At 67.6% G+C, this 19,360-nt stretch carries 15 protein-coding genes; 5 read left to right on the top strand and 10 right to left on the bottom strand.

Annotated elements, in window-relative coordinates:
- Positions 1 to 3 precede the first annotated feature (3 nt).
- A complete protein-coding gene (locus AC6JAM_RS00565) occupies positions 4 to 3,015 on the top strand; it encodes a bifunctional [glutamine synthetase] adenylyltransferase/[glutamine synthetase]-adenylyl-L-tyrosine phosphorylase (protein ID WP_497933770.1) in 3,012 nt (1,003 codons plus the stop codon).
- Positions 3,005 to 3,550 carry a GNAT family N-acetyltransferase gene (locus tag AC6JAM_RS00560; protein WP_497933769.1) on the top strand — a complete coding sequence of 182 codons (546 nt, stop codon included), beginning with the start codon at positions 3,005 to 3,007 and terminating at the stop codon, positions 3,548 to 3,550. Before AC6JAM_RS00565 ends, AC6JAM_RS00560 begins: the two co-directional genes overlap by 11 nt.
- A 275-nt stretch (positions 3,551 to 3,825) precedes the next feature.
- Here the strand turns inward: AC6JAM_RS00560 and glnA are convergent, their stop codons facing one another.
- On the bottom strand, positions 3,826 to 5,250 hold the full coding sequence (gene glnA, locus AC6JAM_RS00555) for a type I glutamate--ammonia ligase (RefSeq protein WP_018763577.1): 1,425 nt from the start codon (positions 5,248 to 5,250) through the stop codon (positions 3,826 to 3,828).
- A gap of 283 nt (positions 5,251 to 5,533) precedes the next feature.
- On the opposite strand from glnA, the gene AC6JAM_RS00550 reads away from it, so the two are divergent.
- Entirely contained in the window at positions 5,534 to 5,971 is a 438-nt protein-coding gene (locus AC6JAM_RS00550) for an RDD family protein (protein ID WP_134164391.1), read from the top strand.
- 44 nt (positions 5,972 to 6,015) lie between these two features.
- Here the strand turns inward: AC6JAM_RS00550 and AC6JAM_RS00545 are convergent, their stop codons facing one another.
- The 5 genes from AC6JAM_RS00545 to lipB form a co-directional block, all read right to left on the bottom strand.
- Positions 6,016 to 6,906 carry a DMT family transporter gene (locus tag AC6JAM_RS00545; protein WP_497933768.1) on the bottom strand — a complete coding sequence of 297 codons (891 nt, stop codon included), beginning with the start codon at positions 6,904 to 6,906 and terminating at the stop codon, positions 6,016 to 6,018.
- A gap of 102 nt (positions 6,907 to 7,008) precedes the next feature.
- Positions 7,009 to 7,362 carry a DUF3817 domain-containing protein gene (locus tag AC6JAM_RS00540; RefSeq protein ID WP_018771546.1) on the bottom strand — a complete coding sequence of 118 codons (354 nt, stop codon included), beginning with the start codon at positions 7,360 to 7,362 and terminating at the stop codon, positions 7,009 to 7,011.
- A 161-nt stretch (positions 7,363 to 7,523) separates the two neighbouring features.
- Positions 7,524 to 8,276 (bottom strand): DUF4191 domain-containing protein, encoded by a 753-nt coding sequence (locus AC6JAM_RS00535; RefSeq protein ID WP_018771547.1) that lies wholly within the window; start codon positions 8,274 to 8,276, stop codon positions 7,524 to 7,526.
- 86 nt (positions 8,277 to 8,362) lie between these two features.
- Positions 8,363 to 9,382, bottom strand: a complete 1,020-nt coding sequence (gene lipA, locus AC6JAM_RS00530) for a lipoyl synthase (protein ID WP_224084417.1) — start codon at positions 9,380 to 9,382, stop codon at positions 8,363 to 8,365.
- Complete coding sequence (gene lipB, locus AC6JAM_RS00525; protein WP_268760735.1) at positions 9,379 to 10,056, bottom strand: lipoyl(octanoyl) transferase LipB; 678 nt, start codon at positions 10,054 to 10,056, stop codon at positions 9,379 to 9,381. The genes lipA and lipB overlap by 4 nt, the downstream gene beginning before the upstream one ends.
- A 127-nt stretch (positions 10,057 to 10,183) precedes the next feature.
- Between lipB and AC6JAM_RS00520 the strand changes: the two genes are divergently transcribed.
- Positions 10,184 to 11,872, top strand: a complete 1,689-nt coding sequence (locus AC6JAM_RS00520) for a serine/threonine-protein kinase (protein ID WP_497933767.1) — start codon at positions 10,184 to 10,186, stop codon at positions 11,870 to 11,872.
- Here AC6JAM_RS00520 and AC6JAM_RS00515 read toward each other — a convergent pair.
- Positions 11,869 to 12,771, bottom strand: coding sequence for a TIGR01777 family oxidoreductase (locus AC6JAM_RS00515; protein WP_497933765.1), 903 nt, complete (start codon positions 12,769 to 12,771; stop codon positions 11,869 to 11,871). The two genes, AC6JAM_RS00520 and AC6JAM_RS00515, sit on opposite strands and share 4 nt — an antisense overlap.
- Positions 12,772 to 12,844: 73 nt before the next feature.
- Here AC6JAM_RS00515 and AC6JAM_RS00510 point away from each other — a divergent pair, with 73 nt between their 5' ends.
- A complete protein-coding gene (locus AC6JAM_RS00510) occupies positions 12,845 to 16,387 on the top strand; it encodes a S41 family peptidase (RefSeq protein WP_497933764.1) in 3,543 nt (1,180 codons plus the stop codon).
- Positions 16,388 to 16,497: 110 nt separating this feature from the next.
- Here the strand turns inward: AC6JAM_RS00510 and AC6JAM_RS00505 are convergent, their stop codons facing one another.
- The 3 genes from AC6JAM_RS00505 to sucB form a co-directional block, all read right to left on the bottom strand.
- Positions 16,498 to 16,926 (bottom strand): OsmC family protein, encoded by a 429-nt coding sequence (locus AC6JAM_RS00505; RefSeq protein ID WP_018769669.1) that lies wholly within the window; start codon positions 16,924 to 16,926, stop codon positions 16,498 to 16,500.
- Positions 16,927 to 17,066: 140 nt separating this feature from the next.
- Positions 17,067 to 17,420, bottom strand: coding sequence for a hypothetical protein (locus tag AC6JAM_RS00500; protein WP_134164385.1), 354 nt, complete (start codon positions 17,418 to 17,420; stop codon positions 17,067 to 17,069).
- A 160-nt stretch (positions 17,421 to 17,580) separates the two neighbouring features.
- The gene (sucB, locus tag AC6JAM_RS00495) at positions 17,581 to 19,344 is read right to left on the bottom strand and encodes a 2-oxoglutarate dehydrogenase, E2 component, dihydrolipoamide succinyltransferase (protein ID WP_497933762.1); all 1,764 of its coding nucleotides are present in this window, start codon (positions 19,342 to 19,344) and stop codon (positions 17,581 to 17,583) included.
- Between the last annotated feature and the right edge of the window lie 16 nt (positions 19,345 to 19,360).

The following is a 19,360-nucleotide window of genomic DNA, read 5'->3' as shown; positions in this document are numbered from 1 at the left end:
GGCGTGAGCCTGGCACGCCGCCTGATCGCGGCCGGATTCAGCGACCTGGAGAAGGGCGAACGGTTCCTTTCCGCGCGCGAACTCGAGGGCCTGGACCAGGACAGGCTCTTTGCCGGGCTGCACCTTGCGGCCAGTCCGGATACCGCGCTGCAGTCCCTGGTCCGGCTGATCGAAAAGCACCCGCAGCTGCGGGAGCTGGCGGACGCCGAGCCGGAGGCCAGCGAACCGATGTACCGGGTCCTGGGGGCCTCGGAGGCTTTGGGGGAGTTCCTCATCCGGCACCCCGAGCACCTGGAGGCCTTTGAGGTCCGCGCCAGTCCCGAGCCACTGCCGGCCAACCCGGGGCTGTTGCGCGCCACGCTCCTGCAATCCGTGGGGGCCGACCCCCGGGCGGCCCGTCCCGTGGCCGCCGTTACCGGCGTGGACGCCTATGCCGCCCTGCGCACCGCCTACCGGCGGGGACTTGTCGATCTCGCCGTCAAGGACCTGTGCGCCGCGGATCCGCTGGACTTCCTGCCATCGGTGGGCGGTGAACTGGCGGACCTTGCTGCTGCCGCCATCGAGGCTGCCCTCGCCGTCTCCCGGGCCGAGGCCGCGGACCAGCACAGCGCTGCCGATGTGGCCGACGTCGGCCTTGCGGTGATCGGCATGGGCAAATGCGGCGCCCGGGAGCTGAACTACATCTCCGACGTCGACGTCATCTACGTGGTGGACGCCGGCAGCCTGGAGGACGCCCACGCCAACACCATCGGCACGGCACTGGCGAGCGGGATCTCGCGGGCCATTTCATCAGTGGCCAGGGAGCCGGGACTTTGGGAGGTGGACGCGAACCTGCGGCCCGAAGGCAAATCGGGGCCGCTGGTCCGCACCCTCGCCTCCCACGAGACTTACTACGCCAGGTGGGCGGAAAGCTGGGAATTTCAGGCGCTCCTCAAAGCCCGTGCCATCGCCGGTGATGCCGCCCTGGGCCGCGCCTACGAGGACGCCGTGGCGCCGCTGATCTGGAGCTCGGCCGGCCGCGAGGGCTTTGTCGAGTCCGTCCAGGCGATGCGCCGCCGGGTCACCGAGCACATCCCGGCCGCCGAGGAGCAGCGCCAGATCAAGCTGGGGCGGGGCGGCCTGCGTGACGTCGAATTCACTGTCCAGCTGCTCCAGCTGGTGCACGGCAAGGCGGATGAGACATTACGACGGCGGGACACCACCTCCGCGATCGCCGCGCTGTCAGCCGGAGGGTACATCGGCCGTTCCGACGCTGCCGCCTTCGACAACGCCTACCGCTACCTCCGGCTGCTGGAACACCGGATCCAGCTGTTCCAGCTGCGCCGCACCCACCTGATGCCCGTGGCGGAGCCTGCGCTGCGCTCACTGGCCAAAGCCGTGCTGGGCCCCTTCTCCAACGAGCGGCCCAGCCCGGACTCCCTGCTGTCCGCATGGCAGCGCACCAAGCGTTCCGTCCGTGAACTGCACGAGCGCATCTTCTACCGGCCGCTGCTGAACACCGCGGCCAAGCTCAGCAGCGAGGACGCCAGGCTCACGCCCGAGGCAGCGCAGGGACGGCTGGCTGCCCTCGGCTACCGGGACCCCCAGGGGGCAATGCGCCACATTGAGGCGTTGACGGCCGGGGTAAGCCGCCGGGCCGCCCTGCAGCGCCAGCTCCTGCCCATCCTGCTGGACTGGCTCGCGGAAGGCGTGGACCCGGATGCCGGCCTTCTTGCCTTCCGCCGCGTCAGCGAGGCCCTGGGCACCACGCACTGGTACCTGGGCATGCTCCGGGACTCCAACGCCGCGGCCGAGCGCCTGTGCCACATGCTCTCCAATTCGCGGCTGATCGCAGACCTCCTGGAAGTTTCGCCGGAATCCGTCGCCTGGCTGGGACAGGACAAGGACCTGGTGCCGCTGGGCTTCGAGGCCCAGTGGCAGGAAATCACCGCGAAGATGGCACGGCACGCGGACCCGGAAAGCGCCATGCGCCTGATCCGCCTGATCCGGCGGCGCGAAATCCTGCGCATCGCCATCGCTGATTCCGCCGGCCTCCTGGACCAGGAACGGGTAGGCGGGGCGCTGGCCGACACGGACCGCGCCGCCGTCCTGGGTGCCCTGCGGGTGGCAGAAGGCATTGTCTCCGCCGGCGGCCCGCTCAAGACCACGGTGCTGGTGGTGGCCATGGGCCGCCAGGGCGGCCGCGAGATCGGCTACGGGTCCGACGCCGACGTCATGTACGTCCACCGCGCACTGCCGGGCTTCTCCGAAGCGGAGGCGCAGGAACAGGCCGCCCGCATCGTTGCCAAGGTATCCAGCCTGCTCACGCAGCCGCTGAAGCCTGCCATCATGGCGGAACGTGTCCTGCAGATGGACGCCGACCTCAGGCCCGAGGGCAAGAACGGGGCCGTGGTGCGCTCCCTGGACTCGTTCGCCGAGTACTACCGCCGCTGGTCCCTGATCTGGGAAGCGCAGGCCCTGCTGCGGGCACGCCCCATGGCCGGCGACGACGCCCTGGCCGCTGACTTCATCAGGCTCATCGATCCCATCCGGTACCCGGAGTCCGTCTCGGAGCAGGACGTGCGCGAAATCAGGCGCGTCAAGGCGCGGGTGGAGTCCGAACGGCTGCCGCGCGGCGCCGACCCCGCACGCCACCTCAAACTGGGCCGCGGCGGCCTCAGCGACGTCGAGTGGCTGGTGCAGCTGCTGCAGCTCCAGCACGCCGGTAAGCATCCGGAGCTCCGGACCACCTCCACCCTGGAGGCCCTGGCAGCCGCGGCGGAACTGGGCCTGTTGGACGGCGCCGATGCCCGGCTCCTCGCCGGGGCCTGGCGGCTTGCCAGCCGTATCCGGTCAGCCAATGTCATCTGGAGCGGCAAGGCCTCGGACGTCCTGCCCTCCTCGCGCCGCGATCTCGAGGCTGTGGCCCGCTGGTGCGGCTATGAACCGGGCCGCGCCGCCGCGCTGGAGGAGGACTACCTGAGGGTGAGCCGCCGGGCCAGGGCAGTCTTTGAACGCCTCTTCTATGGGCACTGAACCAGCGCCGTGGGTCTGGCTGGTCCCGCTGCGGGACCTTGATTCGGACGCCCGCGCCATCCAGTTGGGCGCCATCGCGGAAATGTCGCTGGTGCCGGGCCAGGACCGCTTCGTCGGCGACCCGCTGCGGATGGCCCTTGCGGGACTGGCGGAAGAATCACGACGGCCGTACGTGGTCGAGGCCGGAGGCAGCGCCGTCGGCCTGTTGACCCTGCAGTCCGGGGCGGCAACGCTTGCAGGCTGGCCTGACGACCACTCAGCATGGCTGCTGCGCGGGTTCCTCATCGACCGGCCCCACCAGGGCAGGGGCCTGGGCACGCTCGCTGCCGCCGCCGCTGTGGAGGCCGGACGCAAGCTCACCGCGCGGCACCAAACTGGCGAGTCCGGCGTCGTACTGTCCGTCAACCAGGAAAACCCTGCGGGCCTGTCCGCCTACCGCCGCGCCGGCTTCGTCGACTCGGGACCGTATACCGGCGGGCCGGCAGGGCCCCAACGAACCATGTTCCGCAGCTTTTCGGCAACGGTACCGGCGTAACTCTCCGTACCGGCATTGCGCTTAGCAAGCGTTTGCCCGATCATGTGGATTGGCGGTGTTCTCCAACCTTGTTGGGGGGAAGGCTGGACAGTCTTCGTTCCGGGGGGCATTCGTCAGGGGGCCCGGCTCCCGGTCTCAGCACGTCTGGAGCCGGGCCCCCACCCAACAGCTGCCGCCCGTGCCACTGAAGGAACGGGCAACGCAAAAGGCGGCCACCGGTTCATCACCGGTGGCCGCCTTTTACTGTTCAGGATTCCTGCTGGGCAGGGCTGGAACTAGACGCCGTAGTAGAGCTCGAACTCGTAGGGGTTCGGGCGCAGGGACAGCGGGCGGATCTCGTTTTCGTACTTGTACTCGATCCAGGTGTCAATCAGGTCCTGGGTGAAGACGCCACCGGCCTGCAGGAACTCGTTGTCCTCGCGCAGGGCCTCCAGTGCTTCCTCCAGGGTGCCCGGAGCCTTGGGGATGTCCTTGGCTTCCTCGGCAGGGAGCTCGTAGAGGTCCTTGTCGATCGGAGCCGGCGGCTCGATGCGGTTGCGGATGCCGTCAATGCCGGCCATCAGCTGCGCAGCGAACGCCAGGTACGGGTTGGAGGAGGGGTCCGGAGCGCGGAACTCGATGCGCTTGGCCTTCGGGTTGGAACCGGTGATGGGGATACGGATACCGGCAGAGCGGTTGCCCTGGGAGTACACCATGTTGACCGGAGCCTCGAAGCCCTTGACCAGGCGGCGGTAGGAGTTCACCGTGGGGTTGGTGAAGGCCAGGACGGCGGAGGCGTGCTTGAGCAGGCCACCGATGTACCAGCGGGCGGTGTCGGACAGGCCGGCGTAGCCCTTCTCGTCGTAGAACAGCGGCTCGCCACCGTTCCAGAGCGACTGGTGGCAGTGCATGCCGGATCCGTTGTCGCCGAAGACCGGCTTGGGCATGAAGGTTACGGACTTGCCCCAGGCGTCTGCGGTGTTCTTGATGACGTACTTGAACTTCTGCAGGTCATCAGCAGCGTGGGTCAGGGTGGTGAACTTGTAGTTGATCTCAGCCTGGCCGGCGGAGCCAACTTCGTGGTGGCTGCGCTCGACCTCGAGGCCGGCTTCGTCCAGTGCAACACACATGGCGTCGCGAAGGTCAGCCTGCTTGTCGGTGGGGGAGACCGGGAAGTAACCGCCCTTGACGGGGGTCTTGTAGCCGAGGTTTCCGCCTTCTTCCTCGCGGCCGGTGTTCCAGTGGGCTTCCTCGGAATCGATCTTGTAGAAGCTGCCCTGCGGGGAGGACTGGTACTGGACGTTGTCGAACACGAAGAACTCGGCTTCGGGGGCGAAGAACGCGGTGTCGGCGATGCCGGTGGAAGCCAGGTAGGCCTCAGCCTTCTCGGCCACGCCGCGGGGATCGCGGTGGTACGGGTCTCCGGTGCGCGGGTTGACGATCGAGAAGTTCAGCGCGAGGGTCTTCTCCATGCGGAAGGTGTCCAGGAACGCGGTGGTGACGTCCGGGATCAGCTGCATGTCAGATTCGGCGATGCCCTGGAAGCCACGGATGGAGGAACCGTCGAAGAGCTGGCCGTTGACGAAGAAATCAGCGTCAACACTCTTGGCGGGGACGTTGAAGTGCTGCTGGACGCCCGGAAGATCGGTGAAGCGGATATCGACGAACTTTACATCTTCGTCCTTGATGAACTTGAGGACTTCGTCCGCAGTCTTGAACATCTATGCTCCTAACGCATATGTAAATATCTGGCATGCAAGCCACATGATCCAGCGCAATCCAAAAGCAGGGAGAACGCGGGGTTTTCCCTGCTGCGTACCTGCCGGGGGATTGCTTGAAACTGCTAACAGACTATGGATGCGGCATTTCCCGTCCGTGTCCGCTTTGTTTCGGGCAGGTTACAGAATGCCCTGCTATGACCACGCTATCTTCCGTCCACACTGTGGTCGAGTCCTATCCACACTGTGGGCGCGCCGCCGTGCCGGGGATCGGTAAGCTTGGACGGTGGTAGATCGCAAAGACATTGGGTCCTGGCTCAGCGGACCGGACACCTCCGGTATTTCCAAATATCCGGGGGAGCGGCTGGGCCTTCCGGAGTCCGGTCCGGGCTCCATTGCCCGGGCGGGCCGCAGGATCGCAGCAATCTGCATCGACTGGGGGATCGCCCTGCTGATCAGCAACTTTGCCTTTGCCGGTGACTCCTGGGCCACCCTGGCGGTCTTCGCGATTGAGCAGATCCTGCTGGTGGGAACACTCGGATACAGCATCGGGCACCGGGTCATGGGCATCGCCGTGGTGAAGCCGGGAGGCGGCACCCCCGGACCCCTCGCGGCCCTGGTGAGGGCCGCGCTGCTCTGCCTGGTCATCCCCGCCGTGATCTTCGATCCGGATCAGCGCGGCCTTCACGACAAGGCAATGAACACGCTCCTCATCCGCCGCTGAGCACCGCGTGCCCCTTCTGCGCGTCCGCCGATTCCCTTAGCCGTTCACTTTCCGGTCCTTGCGCGCTGCCGGCGGAGGGCCGGCGCGTTGGTGATGACCACGCCGCCGATCACGATGGCGCCGCCCACCAGTTGCGCCGCTGTATGGACGTGCCCGGCGAGGATGGTGAGGACTGCTGTGAAGACCGTGATGAGGTTGAGGAACACCCCTGCGCCACCGGTGGGCAGGACCGTCAGGGCGCGGTTCCAGAGCAGGTAGGACAGCACCGACGGGAAGACGGCGATAAACAGCAGGGACGCCAGCGCGCTGCCGGTTGAGGGGAGGGCCAGTCCGCCTGTCAGGAAGCGGACCGGGGCCAGCAGGGCCACCGCTGCCGCTGCCTGGACAGCTGTGGCCGTGATCGGCGGGATTTTGGGGGCCAGGCGGCCGATGACTGTGTACGCCGTCCAGACAACCACGGCGCCCACCATCAGGACTTCGCCGGTTCCGAAACCGGCGGAGAGCAGCCTGCCGGCATCCCCTCCGCTGATCACGATCAGGACGCCGGCCAGGGCCATCAGGACGCCGGCGACCGACAACGGTGTCAGCCGTTCGCGCAGGAAAACGGCGGCAGCCAGCGTGATGAGAGCGGGATTGAAGGCGTTGATCAGCGAGGCGTTGAACGCATCGGTGTGCTGCAGGGCGACATACAGCAGGAGGTTGTAGCCGAGCAGCCCGCACACGCTGAGCGCGAGAAGCCACGGCCAGGCGGCCAGGACCGACCGCCAGTCTGGCCGCTCCACAAGCCGGGCTATCACCAGCAGCGGCACCAGTGCGATGGCCCAGCGCAGGAGAACCAGGCTCAGGGGCTCAATGCTTTGGACGGCGCCCGCACCCACCACATAGTTGCCGGCCCAGAACAGCGTCGCCCCCAGGAGGGAGAGGACCGCGACCATTCGCTTACGGCCCTGGGCGCGTGGGGAGGACGGCCCTCCCTTGGCTGACGGCTGTGCCTGCAGTCCTGCATCAGAGGAGTCCACGGTCAGTGATGCGTCCGCCTACGCCCGGCTGGACGCAAGTTCAGCGGCAGGCGCTTCCGCCCCCGGGGCGCTGAGGAAACCGCGCCGTCCGGCCCAGCGCTCAAAAAGGAGGGTGGCGAACGGGAAGACGGCGGAGACGCCCGCCAGCAGAGCCACCATGAAGGGCCAGCGCTGCACCCGCCACAGCATCAGCGCGGCAACCCCATAGCCGACAAACAGCGCGCCGTGCACAGGTCCCGCCACCTGGACGCCAAGCTCAGTGGTTCCGGCGATCCATTTGAAGTACATCCCGGCCAGGAGCGCGGCCCAACTGCAGGCCTCGGCCACTGCGAGGATACGGAAGGCGCGGATCACGGTTGTCCTGGGGTTCATGGTCACGTCCTGTCATGGGTGGATGTCTGGGTCCGGCAGTGGGGAAAAGGGGTGCGCCGTTAAGGCGCGCAGGCGGTTTAGGCTAGCGGTTCAGGCAAGCGGTTGGGGCGCAAGAAAAAACGCCCCGGCCGGCAGTGCCGGTACCGGGGCGTTCCCACCAGCTAGCGTCCGCGGTTGGGACGGGCCTTGTAGGGATCGATGCCCTTGGGAATGGGAAGCCGGGTACCCATCGAGGCGATGCGCTTGGACACGGTGCTGACTTCCAGCTTGGTCAGTTCATTCTTCATCTTGCCCATGTGCTTGGCCACCTGGCTCAGCGGCACCTGGCCTTCGCCGTGCCCGGTCTGGATGGTGTGCACAGGAACGTTGGGCAGGATGCGCGCCAGGCGCTTGCGCTCAGCATCGAGCAGCGGCTTCACGCGGTGGGCGGGGCCTTCACTGACAAGGACGACGCCGGGCCGGCCCACGGCGCGGAACACTGCATCCTGCGTGCGCGGATTGACCGCCACGGGCTGTTCCTCGGTGATCCAGCCACGGCGGAGCGTGCCCAGGGCAGCGCCGGAGGCGCCGGGCTGGTTTTCGATCTGTGCAAAGGCGGCGCGTTCGGCCCGGCGGGACAGGATGAAGGTGGCCGCCAGCAGGCCCAGCGGAATGCCGATGATCAGGCCGGTAATCCAGTTGTCCAGCCAGAAGCCCACCAGGAAGCTCACCGCCACAACGCCCAGGAACGCCAGCAGCATCAGCCACGGAACCATGGGGTCGTGGCGGCGGGTCATGGTGAAGACCTCGCCGATCTGCTTAAGCCTGCTGGGCTTCTTGGCCTTTGCTTCCTTCGGCTTGCGCGTGAAGAGGCCGCGCTTCACCGCGCTTGAGCCAGACGGGGTGGAGTTGCTGGAGTCAGGGGATTTCGCCATAGTGCCTCAATTCTACGTGACAAAAGCCAAGGGCCGGACGCTGGAATCTTCCGGCGTCCGGCCCTTGGCCAGTTCATGGCAGGAGGTCAGGAATGGGCTGCCAGGAGGGTGGCGGCTTCCTGGCGGGTGGTGCCGGAGTCCTGGATGCCGTCGGCGATGTGGGCGAGTTCGGCGGGGATGTCGCGGCCTTTTTTGCGCATGGCGGTGGCCCAGAGCCGGCCGGCGCGGTAGGAGGAGCGGACCAGGGGGCCGGACATGACGCCGAGGAAGCCGATTTCCTGGGCTTCGTGCTGGAGGTCCACGAATTCCTGGGGTTTGACCCAGCGGTCCACGGGCAGGTGCCGTTCGGAGGGGCGCAGGTACTGGGTGATGGTGATCAGGTCGCAGCCGGCGGCGTGGAGGTCGCGGAGTGCTTCGCTGATTTCTTCGCGGGTTTCGCCCATGCCCAGGATGAGGTTGGACTTGGTGACCATGCCCAGGTTCCGGCCTTGGGTGATGACGTCCAGGGAGCGGTCGTAGCGGAACGCGGGGCGGATCCGCTTGAAGATCCGGGGCACGGTTTCGACGTTGTGCGCGAAGACCTCGGGGGCGGAGTCGCAGATGGCCTTGATGTGCTCGGGTTTGCCGGAGAAGTCCGGGATGAGCAGTTCCACGCCGGTGCCGGGGTTCAGCTCGTGGATTTTGCGGACGGTTTCGGCGTACAGCCAGACGCCTTCGTCTTCCAGGTCGTCGCGGGCGACGCCGGTGACGGTGGCGTAGCGCAGCTGCATGGATTGGACGGAGCGGGCCACCTTGGTGGGTTCGAACCGGTCCAGGGGTGAGGGTTTGCCGGTGTCGATCTGGCAGAAGTCGCAGCGGCGGGTGCATTCGGAGCCGCCGATCAGGAAGGTGGCTTCCTTGTCTTCCCAGCATTCGAAGATGTTGGGGCAGCCGGCCTCTTCGCAGACGGTGTGCAGGCCTTCCTTTTTCACCAGGTTCTTGAGTTGGACGAATTCCGGGCCCATCTGGACCTTGGCCTTGATCCACTCCGGTTTGCGTTCCACCGGGACCGCAGCGTTGCGCTGCTCAATCCGCAGCATCTTCCGGCCTTCAGGTGCCAATGTCACAGTAGAGCTCCTTCAGGGCTCGAAACCAATGCTTCTTCATGCTTGTGGAATTCCTCCACGAACCGGTCCACGATATCCGCGGGCCGAATGTCCCGGCCTGTTTCCAGGGACATGGTGGTCACGCCGGCGTCGGTGATGCCGCAGGCGATGATCTGGCCGTAGGGTGCCAGGTCGTTGCTGCAGTTGATGGCAATGCCGTGCATGGTGACGCCGTTCAGGACCCGGATGCCGATCGCGGCGATCTTGCGGTCGGGGCCCTTGGCGTCAGCCTTGATCCACACGCCGGCCCGGCCCTTGATGCGTTCGGCTTTGATGCCATAGTCCGCCATGACCGTGATCATGATGTCTTCCAGCCGCTCCACGTAATCCCGGATGCCTGCGCGGTTCCTAAGCTTCAGGATGGGGTAGGCAATCAGCTGGCCCGGCCCGTGCCAGGTGAGTTTGCCGCCACGGTCCACCGCAACCACCGGCGTACCGTCAAACGGCCGCTCATGGTCCTCGGTCAGCTTGCCGGCCGTGTAGACGGCGGCGTGCTCCAGAAGCAGGACTGTGCTGGGTGCAGCTCCGGAGACAACCTTGTCATGGAGTTCGCGCTGGGCATCCCAGCCTTCCATGTAGTCAACGAAGTCAGGGGCAAGACCCAGCTGTGAAAACTCAAGAGTCATGGCATCCAGCTTAGACCCCGCAGCCGCACCGACCCGGTTTAGTGTCCAAGCTCACCGGCGCCCCGCTTTGTGACCGCGGCGGGCACGCCTGTGGATAACTTCTGCAGCAGGGCCGAAACTCGACTAGACATGCAGTATGGACGATGCACAGGCGCCGGAGGTTCCCGGTTATGACGTCGGCAGGTTGCTGGGCCGGGGCGGCAGTGCCGACGTGTGGCTGGCCAGGGAACAAAGGACCGGCAGGGATTGCGCGCTCAAATGCTTCCGCGGCGCACGCCGCCGGTCCCTGGGCAGCACGGCCGTCAGCGAAGAGGATGTGCGGCGGGAGATCCGGATCCTGTCGGTCCTGGACCACCAGCACCTCATCACGGCGCACGACGTGGTCCGGGTGGCAGGGCCCGGCGGCGGTACGGCCTTGACCATGGATTATGCCGCCGGCGGCTCGCTGGCCCAGTTGGTGTCTGCCCGTGGCAGGCTCACCGTAGGCGAGACGGTTACCGTCCTGACTCCCATCTTCCAGGCCCTGGGCTACCTGCATGGAAAAGGCTTCACGCACTCGGATGTCTCGCCCGGGAACGTGCTGTTCACCGGGCAGGGCAAGCCCATGCTCTCTGACCTCGGCGTCGCCAGGATGCTCGGCGACCCGGGCAGCGCGGCGACCTTTGGAACTGGCGGATTCCTGGATCCTTCCCCCGTGGACGCCGTCCGCGCCGGCCTCCAGCCAGGACGCGATGTGTTCTCCGCGGCGGCCCTGGGCTGGTTCTGCCTCACGGGTGAGGCGCCCGGCCGCACTGCCGATCGTCCGCCGTTGTCCCTCCTGGTTCCAGGTGTCCCCAAGGATCTGGCGGCTGCCCTGGAAGCAGGACTGAACGAGGACCGGAGGCTGCGCCCTGACGCGGTGTCGCTGGCCGCGGCCGTTTACCGCAGCGCCGAACCCCAGCCGGTGGACCTCTCCGATGCCGTCCATCCCACCGTCCTGCCAGAGCTGCTGACACGGCGGCACGTTCCCGGTCCGTCCAAGAGCGGCAGCCTTCGCATGAAACTCCAGGGCATGCGCCGCCGGATGGAAACCTGGCGCTGGCCAGCGCGGCCGGTGCCGGCGCCGAACACCGCCCTGCCGCAGTCAAGCGCCCTGCCGCCGTCAAACGCGGCGCCTGCGCCGCGCGGAAGGCACGCGGATGGGACTGTTGCCGGCCGGGGCACTCGGGTGGTGGTGAGTGCAGTCATGCCGGCAGTTGCTGCGTTGGCAGCCGGAATATGGTGGTTGTCCGCGGCCGCCGGCCAGGGGGCGGGCCAAGGGGCGGGGCCGGATCGTCCCGCAGCCGGTCGGCCGCCGGTGTCCGCAGCCGCATCCGGGACTGTTGCCGGCGGGACGGAAGCGGTTGGTTCCGTTGACGAGGCCCGGCAGCGGGCAAGGGCTACTGATCCCGTGGTTGCCGTGCAGGGGCTGGCGGCACTGCGGGATTATGCCTTCAGAGCAGGCAGGTTGGAGCTGCTGGGGGACGTGAACGCCTCCGGGTCACCTGCAGCTGCCGCCGACGAGCGCATCGCCGGCCAACTCCACCCTTCCGGGCACCGCCTCGCCGGATTTACCAGCACGCTGTCCGGGGTGGCGGCCGAAGACGGCGGGACCCCGGACCGGGCGGTGCTGGCGGTGACATCGGCCACCTCCGGGTACCAAACACTCGATGCGGCGGGTGCTGTGCTGGCAGCGGGGGCTCCCAGCCCGGAACGGCGGCTTCGGCTGGTCCTGGTGTTCGTGGACGGCCAATGGCGGGTCAGCGACATTCTGGCGGTCCGCGCGTCCGGGGAAGGGCCGGGCTAGGCGGCGGGGTCCTGGCCGGCCACCCAGCGGGCGGCGTCTTCCAGGCGCCCGTGCTGCCATTGGAATCCGGCCGAGGACAGGACTGCCGGTTCCATCCGCTGGCTGTGCAGCAGCAATTCCTCGCCGAGGCCCGGCATCACCGTGCGCAGCACGGGGGCCGGGACCCTGAGTATGGCGGGCCGGTGCAGGGCGTGGGCCAGCGCCGCGACGATCGTGTTGACGTTCGCCTGCTCCGGCCCGTTCACATTCACCGCGCCGGAGACCGGTGTTTCGAGGAGGAAGAGGAAGGCGGCCGTAACGTCCGGAAGCGTTACCCAGGGCCAGAACTGGCGGCCGTTGCCGAACGGACCACCAACTCCCAGGCGCAGCAGTGGAAGCAGCTTTCCCAGCGCGCCACCGGAACGGCTGAACACCACCCCGGTGCGGGGCGTCACCACGCGTACCCCTGCCGGCGCCATCAGCGCAGCCTGCTCCCACTCAACGCAGATCTGCGCCAAAGTCCCGGAACCGGCGGGTGCGTCTTCACGCAGGACAGTATTGCCGGCGTCGCCGTAGAAGCCGGACGCCGACTGGCTGATGAAGGTTGCCGGCGGGGCATCCAGCTGTGCCATGGCCTGCACCAGTGTCCTGGTGGGCCCCAGCCGGGAACTGAACAGCTCCGCCACCCGCTTCCGCGTCCAGGGTCTGTCGCCGATTCCGGCACCTGCGAGGTTGACGACGGCGTCTGCCCCGGCAAGGACGCCGGGGTCCAGGACACCGGCCGCCGGATCCCAGCGGATTTCGGTGGCACCGGCAGGCGGCCGGCGGACCAGGGACACCACCGAATGGCCGGCACTGCGGAAGGCTGCGGACATGGAGCTGCCGATGAGCCCGGAGGCGCCGGCCATGACGATATGCATGGTCCATCTCACCACGGCAGCAAGGGCTGTGTACCTCCCGCGGCGCAGGGGAGGGGTTGACTATGATCGAACGATGACCTCTTCGAGCTACTTCCGTTTCCCGCATTTGCACGGCGATCTGGTCACTTTCGTGGCCGAGGACGACGTGTGGATTGCGCCCCTGGACGGCGGCCGCGCGTGGCGCGTCTCGTCGCTCCAGCTTCCTGCCCGCAACCCGCGTTTCACCCCGGACGGCAAGCGCCTGGTCTGGACGGTTGTGCAGGGAACGGCGCCGGAAGTTGTGTCGGCACGGGTCGACGGCGGCGGGTACCGCCAGCTCACCTACTTTGGCCACAGCACCACGAAGGTCAAGGGATTCACTGCCGGCGGTTCGGTGGTGGTCACCAGCGCCTTCCGCCAGGCCGAAAGCCGGCACACCCACGCATACAGTGTCCCTTTGGAGGGCGGCTGGGCGCAGGAGCTCCCCTACGGGCCGGTGGAATCCGTTGCATTTGGCCCCGAGGTGGGCGACGAACGTCCCGTGGTGCTGGCCAGCGTGCTGTCCCGCGAACCGGCCTGGTGGAAGCGGTACCGTGGCGGGACGGCGGGAAAACTGTGGATCGACCGCGACGGCAACGGGGAGTTCGAGCGGCTGCTGCCGGACGTTGACGGCAACCTCACCGATCCCCTGTGGGTGGACGGCCGGATTGCCTTCCTGTCCGACCACGAAGGCTACGGCAACCTGTACTCGGTCCTTCCCAGCGGACAGGACCTGCGGCGCCACACCGACCACCAGGACTTTTACGTCCGGCACGCCGCCTCGGACGGCAAGCGCGTCATTTTCGAATCAGCCGGCGAACTCTGGGTCCTGAATGATCTTGGCTCGGAGGCTGCAAAGCTGGACATCACCCTTGGCTCGGCATCGCAGACCAGGCGTCCCGCCCTCCTTGATGCCGTAAAGCACCTGGGCGCGGTGGCGCCGGATGCGGCGGGGGCCGCCAGCGGAGTGGAGTCGCACGGAACCATCCACTGGCTGCGGCACAAGGACGGGCCGTCCCGCATCATCGAGGCAACCCCGGGAGTGCGGGCCCGGCTTCCCCGGCCCTTGGGGGATGGCCGCATCGCCTACATCGCGGACCACGACGGCGTGGAGGCACTGCATATCAGGGACATTGCCGCTCCAGTACCGCACGGCGCCGGGCACGCGCCGGCAAGCGGCGGCAAGGCCGGCGCAATTTCTGAAACTCCCGATTCTGGAAATCCCGCTCCCGCCGATACGGCACAGGACGGCGCGGCAGGGCCGGAAACGGTCAGCCTGCCGCAGCCTGTTCCCGCGTCCGGCGCGGCAGTGCTGTCCGGAGGGGCCGTCCACGTGCCCGCGGACGATGAACAGCAGGCAGATGTTGCACCGCAGGCCCCGGCCCCCGCGGCCGACGCCCAGGAACCCGCGGCAGAACCAGGCATCACCGTCCCCACGCCGTCACGCGCCAGTTCGCTGGAAGCAAGCCCCGACGGCCGCTGGGTTGCCCTGGGTACCTCGTTTGGCGACGTGCACGTCCTGGACACCCGCAGCGGAGATTTCTCGCGGGTGGCCAGCATTGGCGAAGGCAGCATCTCCGAGCTGGCATGGTCGGCGGACTCCCGCTGGCTGGCCTGGTCTGAACCGGTCACGTCTTTTGGCTCGCGCAGCCGGCTGCGCCTGGCCACCGTTGACCAGCTCGATGCCGAACCGGTGGACGTGACCGACGGACGCTTCCGCGACGCCTCGCCCGCCTTCACCCCGGACGGAAAGTTCCTCGCCTTCCTGTCCAACCGCAGCTTCGATCCCGTGTACGACGGACATTCGTTCGACCTCTCCTTCCCCAGCCCCATCAAGCCGTACCTCGTGGCACTCGCCGCGGAGACGCCGTCGCCCTTTGGCCCTTCCGTTGATCCCGCGGGCGCCGGGCCGGAAACCACAACGGACGCGGATGCCACAGCCGGCGCCGAAGCACGGGATGATGCCGTGCCTGCCGTGCACGTGGACGCGGAGGGCCTGGCGCACCGCGTCATCAGCGTTCCCGTGCCGCAGGGCAACTACAGCTCGCTGAAGGCCGTTGACGGCGCCCTCCTCTGGCTCGACTCAGCCCTGGCCGGCGTGACCGGCGACGGAAAGGCCAGCCAGGAGGACAAGGACGCCAGCCCCAGCCTGGTCCGGTACGACATCGGACGGCGCAGGCAGACCACCCTGGTGGACGCCGTGGACAGCTACCGGCTCTCCGGCGACCGCAGCAAGGTGGTACTGGTTTCCGACAAACAGGTCACCGTGGTGCCTTCTGACGCCAAGGCGGACGAGGACTCCGGCAAGGCAGTCAAAGTGGACCTGGGCCGCATCCGCGTCCTGATGGACCCGCTCAGCGTCTGGGGACAGGCGTTCGATGAAGCCTGGCGCCTGCAGCGGGACTTTTTCTGGACCGAGGACATGGCGGGGCAGGACTGGGAATCCATCCACGCCCGCTACCGGCCCCTGGTCGGGCGGCTGGGCTCCCACGATGACCTGGTGGACCTGCTGTGGGAACTGCACGGCGAGCTGGGGACATCGCACGCATACGTGCGCCCCGCTCCGGTTGCCGAACGCGGCAGCCGGGGACAGGGCAGGCTGGGCGCAGACCTGGCGCACACCGCCCACGGCTGGGAAATCAGCCGCATCCTGGCCGGCGAGTCCTCCGACCCGCTTGCCATCTCCCCGCTGACCAGGCCCGGGGTTGGGGCCAAGGCGGGAGACATCCTGCTGGCCATTGACGGCGTCCCGTTGTCCGGAGCCGTCACCCCGGCCATGCAGTTGGTGGGAGCGGCCGGCCGTGCCGTGGAGCTGACCCTCCTCAACGGCCCGGGGCACGGCGGTGCCCAAGGCACCCAGCGCCGGGTCGCCGTCGTGCCCATCAAGGATGAGGAGCGGCTGCGCTACCAGGAATGGGTTGCCGGCAACCGGCGCACCGTCCGGGAAGCGTCCAACGGAACCTTTGGCTACCTGCATATCCCGGACATGATGGCCAACGGCTGGGCACAGCTGCACCGCGACCTCGATACGGAAACAGCACTGGACGGCCTGATAGTCGATGTCCGCCGCAACCGTGGGGGACACACATCGCAGCTCGTCGCGGAACTGATAGGCCGCAAGGTCACCGGATGGAGCATGCCGCGCGGGGAAAAGCCGCGGACCTACCCCCACCACGCACCCAGGGGGCCCGTGATCATCCTCGCGGACGAGTTTGCCGGGTCCGACGGCGACATCATCACCCAGGTCTCGAAGCTGCGTGGCATCGGCCCGGTCATCGGAACACGTACGTGGGGCGGTGTGGTGGGCATCGACAACCGGTTCGCGCTGGCGGACGGCACCGGCGTCACCCAGCCCCGCTATGCCAACTGGTTCAGCGGCGGCGTGGGTTGGAGCGTGGAGAACTACGGCGTTGATCCGGACATCGAAGTGACCTTCCCGCCGCACGCCTACGCCGCGGGGCGCGATCCCCAATTGGAGTACGGCATTGGGGCGCTGAAGGAAATGATCCAGGAACTGCCCACCGACCGGCCGCCGGCGCGTTCCGGCTACCGCCGGTTGAAGCCCGCTCCGCTGCCCGACCGCCGGCAGGAGAGCTAGCCTTTACCGGCAACAGCAAAGGCCCTGCCTTTCCGGGATTGCCCGGAAGGCAGGGCCTTTGCGTTGTGCAGAGGGTGGCGCTCAGATCATGCGCTCAAGACCGGCGTGGCCTAGGACTGCAGGGTGGCGTCCAGGGTGATCTCGATGCCGGCCAGGGCCTGGGACACGGGGCAACCCTTCTTGGCGGCTTCGGCAATGCGCTGGAAGTCTTCCTGCGAGATGCCGGGGATGCGGGCCTCCAGGGTCAGGTGGCTGCCGGTGATGCCGGTGCCGGGCTGGAAGCCAACCTCGGACCTGGTGTTGACCTCCTCCGGCGTGAATCCCGCCTGGCTGAGTTCGTGGCTGAAGGCCATGGAGAAGCAGGCGGAGTGGGCTGCAGCGATCAGCTCTTCGGGGCTGGTCTTTCCGCCGGCAGCCTCCGTGCGCGCCTTCCAGGTGACATCGAAGGTGCCCAGGCCGGAGCTGTCCAGGGTGGTGTTGCCAGAGCCCTCGGTAAGGCTTCCGGTCCATACCGTGTGGGCGTTGCGTGTTGTAGCCATGTCTCTCCTCAGCGTCGATTCGATCCGGGCCCGGCACCCGCGGCCGGACCCACCGTTTTCCATCCTAGGGACCAGGCACCTCCGGTGCACGGATTGTCCGCTCTCAGAGGATTATGACCGGGGTCCCCGGGGTGGAGCGGTTACTGCCAGATGGTGGCGATGGCGATGTTGACCAGGGCCAGCCCGCCCACGCCATGGGCGAGCCCGGTGGAGACGGGCTGGCCGTTCTTGGCCTTGCGTGTCCCAATGACAGCCAGGACGGCGACCACGACGGCGATGACGAACTTGATGCCCAGCTTGGCGTAGTTGGGATCCTTGTCCGGCAGGAACGGCAGGATGCCCATCATGGCGATGCCGGTCAGCAGTTGCAGGAAGGCGCCGTCACGCTGGCGGGGGTGCACGGTGGGCGTCCGCATCGTGGCGATCCAGTAGCCCACGATCATGGCGGCTCCCACCACGTGCAGGAAAACCAGGATGTTGAAGAGAATATTCATGGCTCCAGCTTAGCCAGTCAGTTCTACGGCCCGTAGCAAAGCCACGCGCACGGGGGCTCCGGGCTCAGGCGGCTGCGTTGGTTAAACCGCGACGGCGGTGCCGGCTGCGGGAGGTTTCCCACCCCATGCCGGCACCGCCGTCGTTGTATTGCTGCGGAGGCTAGAGCCCCAGGTCCGCTTCGAAAGCGCCTTCTTCGAGGCGTGCCTTCAGGGTCTGGAGGAACCGGCCGGCGTCGGCACCGTCCACCAGGCGGTGGTCGTACGTCAGGGACAGGTACATCATGGAGCGGATGGCGATCGAGTCGTCACCGTTTTCGTCAGCAACCACGACGGGCCGCTTGACGATGGCGCCGGTGCCCAGGATGCCCACCTGCGGCTGGTTGATGATCGGGGTGTCGAACAGCGCGCCCACCGAGCCGATGTTGGTGATGCTGAACGTGCCGCCGGACAGTTCGTCCGGGCCGATCTTGCCGTCGCGGGTGCGGGAGGCAACGTCGGCGATCTTGCCGGCGAGGCCGGCAAGGTTCAGGTTGCCGGCGTCTGCGATGACCGGAACCAGCAGGCCCTTGTCAGTGTCGACGGCGATCGCCAGGTGTTCGGCGTTGTGGTAGGTGATTTCCTGCTTGTCCTCGTCGTAGGCAGCGTTGAGCTTGGGGTGCTGCTTGAGGGCCTCGGCCACGGCCTTGGCGATGAAGGGCAGGAACGTCAGCTTGGTGCCGTTCTGGGCCTGGAAAGAGTTCTTGGCCCTGGCGCGCAGCTTGGCGACCTTGGTCATGTCCACCTCGTGGACCTGGGTGAGCTGGGTGGAGATCTCCAGGGACTCGCGCATGCGCCGGGCAATGACCTGGCGGATGCGGGGAGCCTTCTGGGTGGTGCCGCGCAGCGAGGAGGCAGCTCCAGCCGATGCGGCCGGTGCGGATGCGGCAGGGGTTGCGGCCGGTGCGGCAGCGGGAGCTGCCTTGGCTTCAGCGGCGGCGATGACATCCTGCTTGCGGATGCGGCCGCCGACGCCGGTGCCGGACAGTGAAGTGATGTCCACCCCGTGCTGGTTGGCCAGCTTGCGGACCAGGGGAGTGACGTAGCCGGATTCGGACCCGTTGGCCGGTGCGGCCTCCTGGGCTGCAGGGGCTGCAGCGGGAGCGGGGGCTGCCTTGGGCGCTTCCTGGGCGGGTGCCGGAGCAGCGGGGGCCGGGGCGGCAGCCGGAGCTTCCTGCTGGGGGGCTTCCTGCCGGGGAGCCTCGGCGGCCGGTGCAGCCTGGGGAGCCGGAGCAGCGGCAGCGCCGGAGCCGATGACGGCCAGCACGGAACCGACTTCAGCGGTCTCGTCCTCATTGACCCGGATTTCCTGCAGCGTGCCGGCAACCGGGGACGGGATCTCGGTGTCCACCTTGTCCGTGGAGACTTCCAGCAGGGGCTCGTCGACCTCCACCTGGTCGCCAACGGCCTTGAGCCAGCGGGTGACAGTGCCTTCGGTGACGCTTTCGCCCAGTGCGGGGAGGGTTACTTCATGGCTTTCGCCGCCGCCTGCGGCCGGTGCCTCCGGTGCGGAAGTTTCCTGGGCGGAAGTTTCCTGGGCCGGGGCTTCAGGAGCGGGTGCCTCGGTGGAAGGTGCCTCCGCAGGAGCGGGAGCTTCCTGGGCCGGTGCCGCAGCGGGAGCTTCCCCGGCTGGGGCGGAACCGCCGCCGGAGCCGTCACCAATGCGTACCAGGGGTGCGCCTACCTCGGCGGTCTCGTCTTCAGCGACCAGGATTTCTTCAATCACGCCAGCTACAGGAGAGGGGATTTCAGTGTCTACTTTGTCGGTGGAGACTTCGAGCAGCGGCTCGTCCACCTCTACCCGGTCACCTACCTGCTTGAGCCAGCGGGTGACGGTTCCTTCGGTGACACTCTCACCGAGGGCGGGCAAGTTAACGGATTCAGACATGTCGTCCCCGTTCTCC

It is taken from the genome of Arthrobacter sp. GmRoot5-12 (genome assembly GCF_059739365.1).
Note: the sequence above shows the minus strand (reverse complement) of the source record. Positions and strands in the feature narration are given on the sequence as shown.

Bases quoted from the DNA above. Each gene is read 5' to 3' on its own strand.
- AC6JAM_RS00560 (WP_497933769.1), top strand. From the start codon at position 3,005: ATGGGCACTGAACCAGCGCCGTGGGTCTGGCTGGTCCCGCTGCGGGAC.
- glnA (WP_018763577.1), bottom strand. From the start codon at position 5,250: ATGTTCAAGACTGCGGACGAAGTCCTCAAGTTCATCAAGGACGAAGAT.
- AC6JAM_RS00545 (WP_497933768.1), bottom strand. From the start codon at position 6,906: ATGGTCGCGGTCCTCTCCCTCCTGGGGGCGACGCTGTTCTGGGCCGGC.
- AC6JAM_RS00540 (WP_018771546.1), bottom strand. From the start codon at position 7,362: ATGAACCCCAGGACAACCGTGATCCGCGCCTTCCGTATCCTCGCAGTG.
- AC6JAM_RS00535 (WP_018771547.1), bottom strand. From the start codon at position 8,276: ATGGCGAAATCCCCTGACTCCAGCAACTCCACCCCGTCTGGCTCAAGC.
- AC6JAM_RS00520 (WP_497933767.1), top strand. From the start codon at position 10,184: ATGGACGATGCACAGGCGCCGGAGGTTCCCGGTTATGACGTCGGCAGG.
- AC6JAM_RS00515 (WP_497933765.1), bottom strand. From the start codon at position 12,771: ATGCATATCGTCATGGCCGGCGCCTCCGGGCTCATCGGCAGCTCCATG.
- AC6JAM_RS00510 (WP_497933764.1), top strand. From the start codon at position 12,845: ATGACCTCTTCGAGCTACTTCCGTTTCCCGCATTTGCACGGCGATCTG.
- AC6JAM_RS00505 (WP_018769669.1), bottom strand. From the start codon at position 16,926: ATGGCTACAACACGCAACGCCCACACGGTATGGACCGGAAGCCTTACC.
- AC6JAM_RS00500 (WP_134164385.1), bottom strand. From the start codon at position 17,420: ATGAATATTCTCTTCAACATCCTGGTTTTCCTGCACGTGGTGGGAGCC.
- sucB (WP_497933762.1), bottom strand. From the start codon at position 19,344: ATGTCTGAATCCGTTAACTTGCCCGCCCTCGGTGAGAGTGTCACCGAA.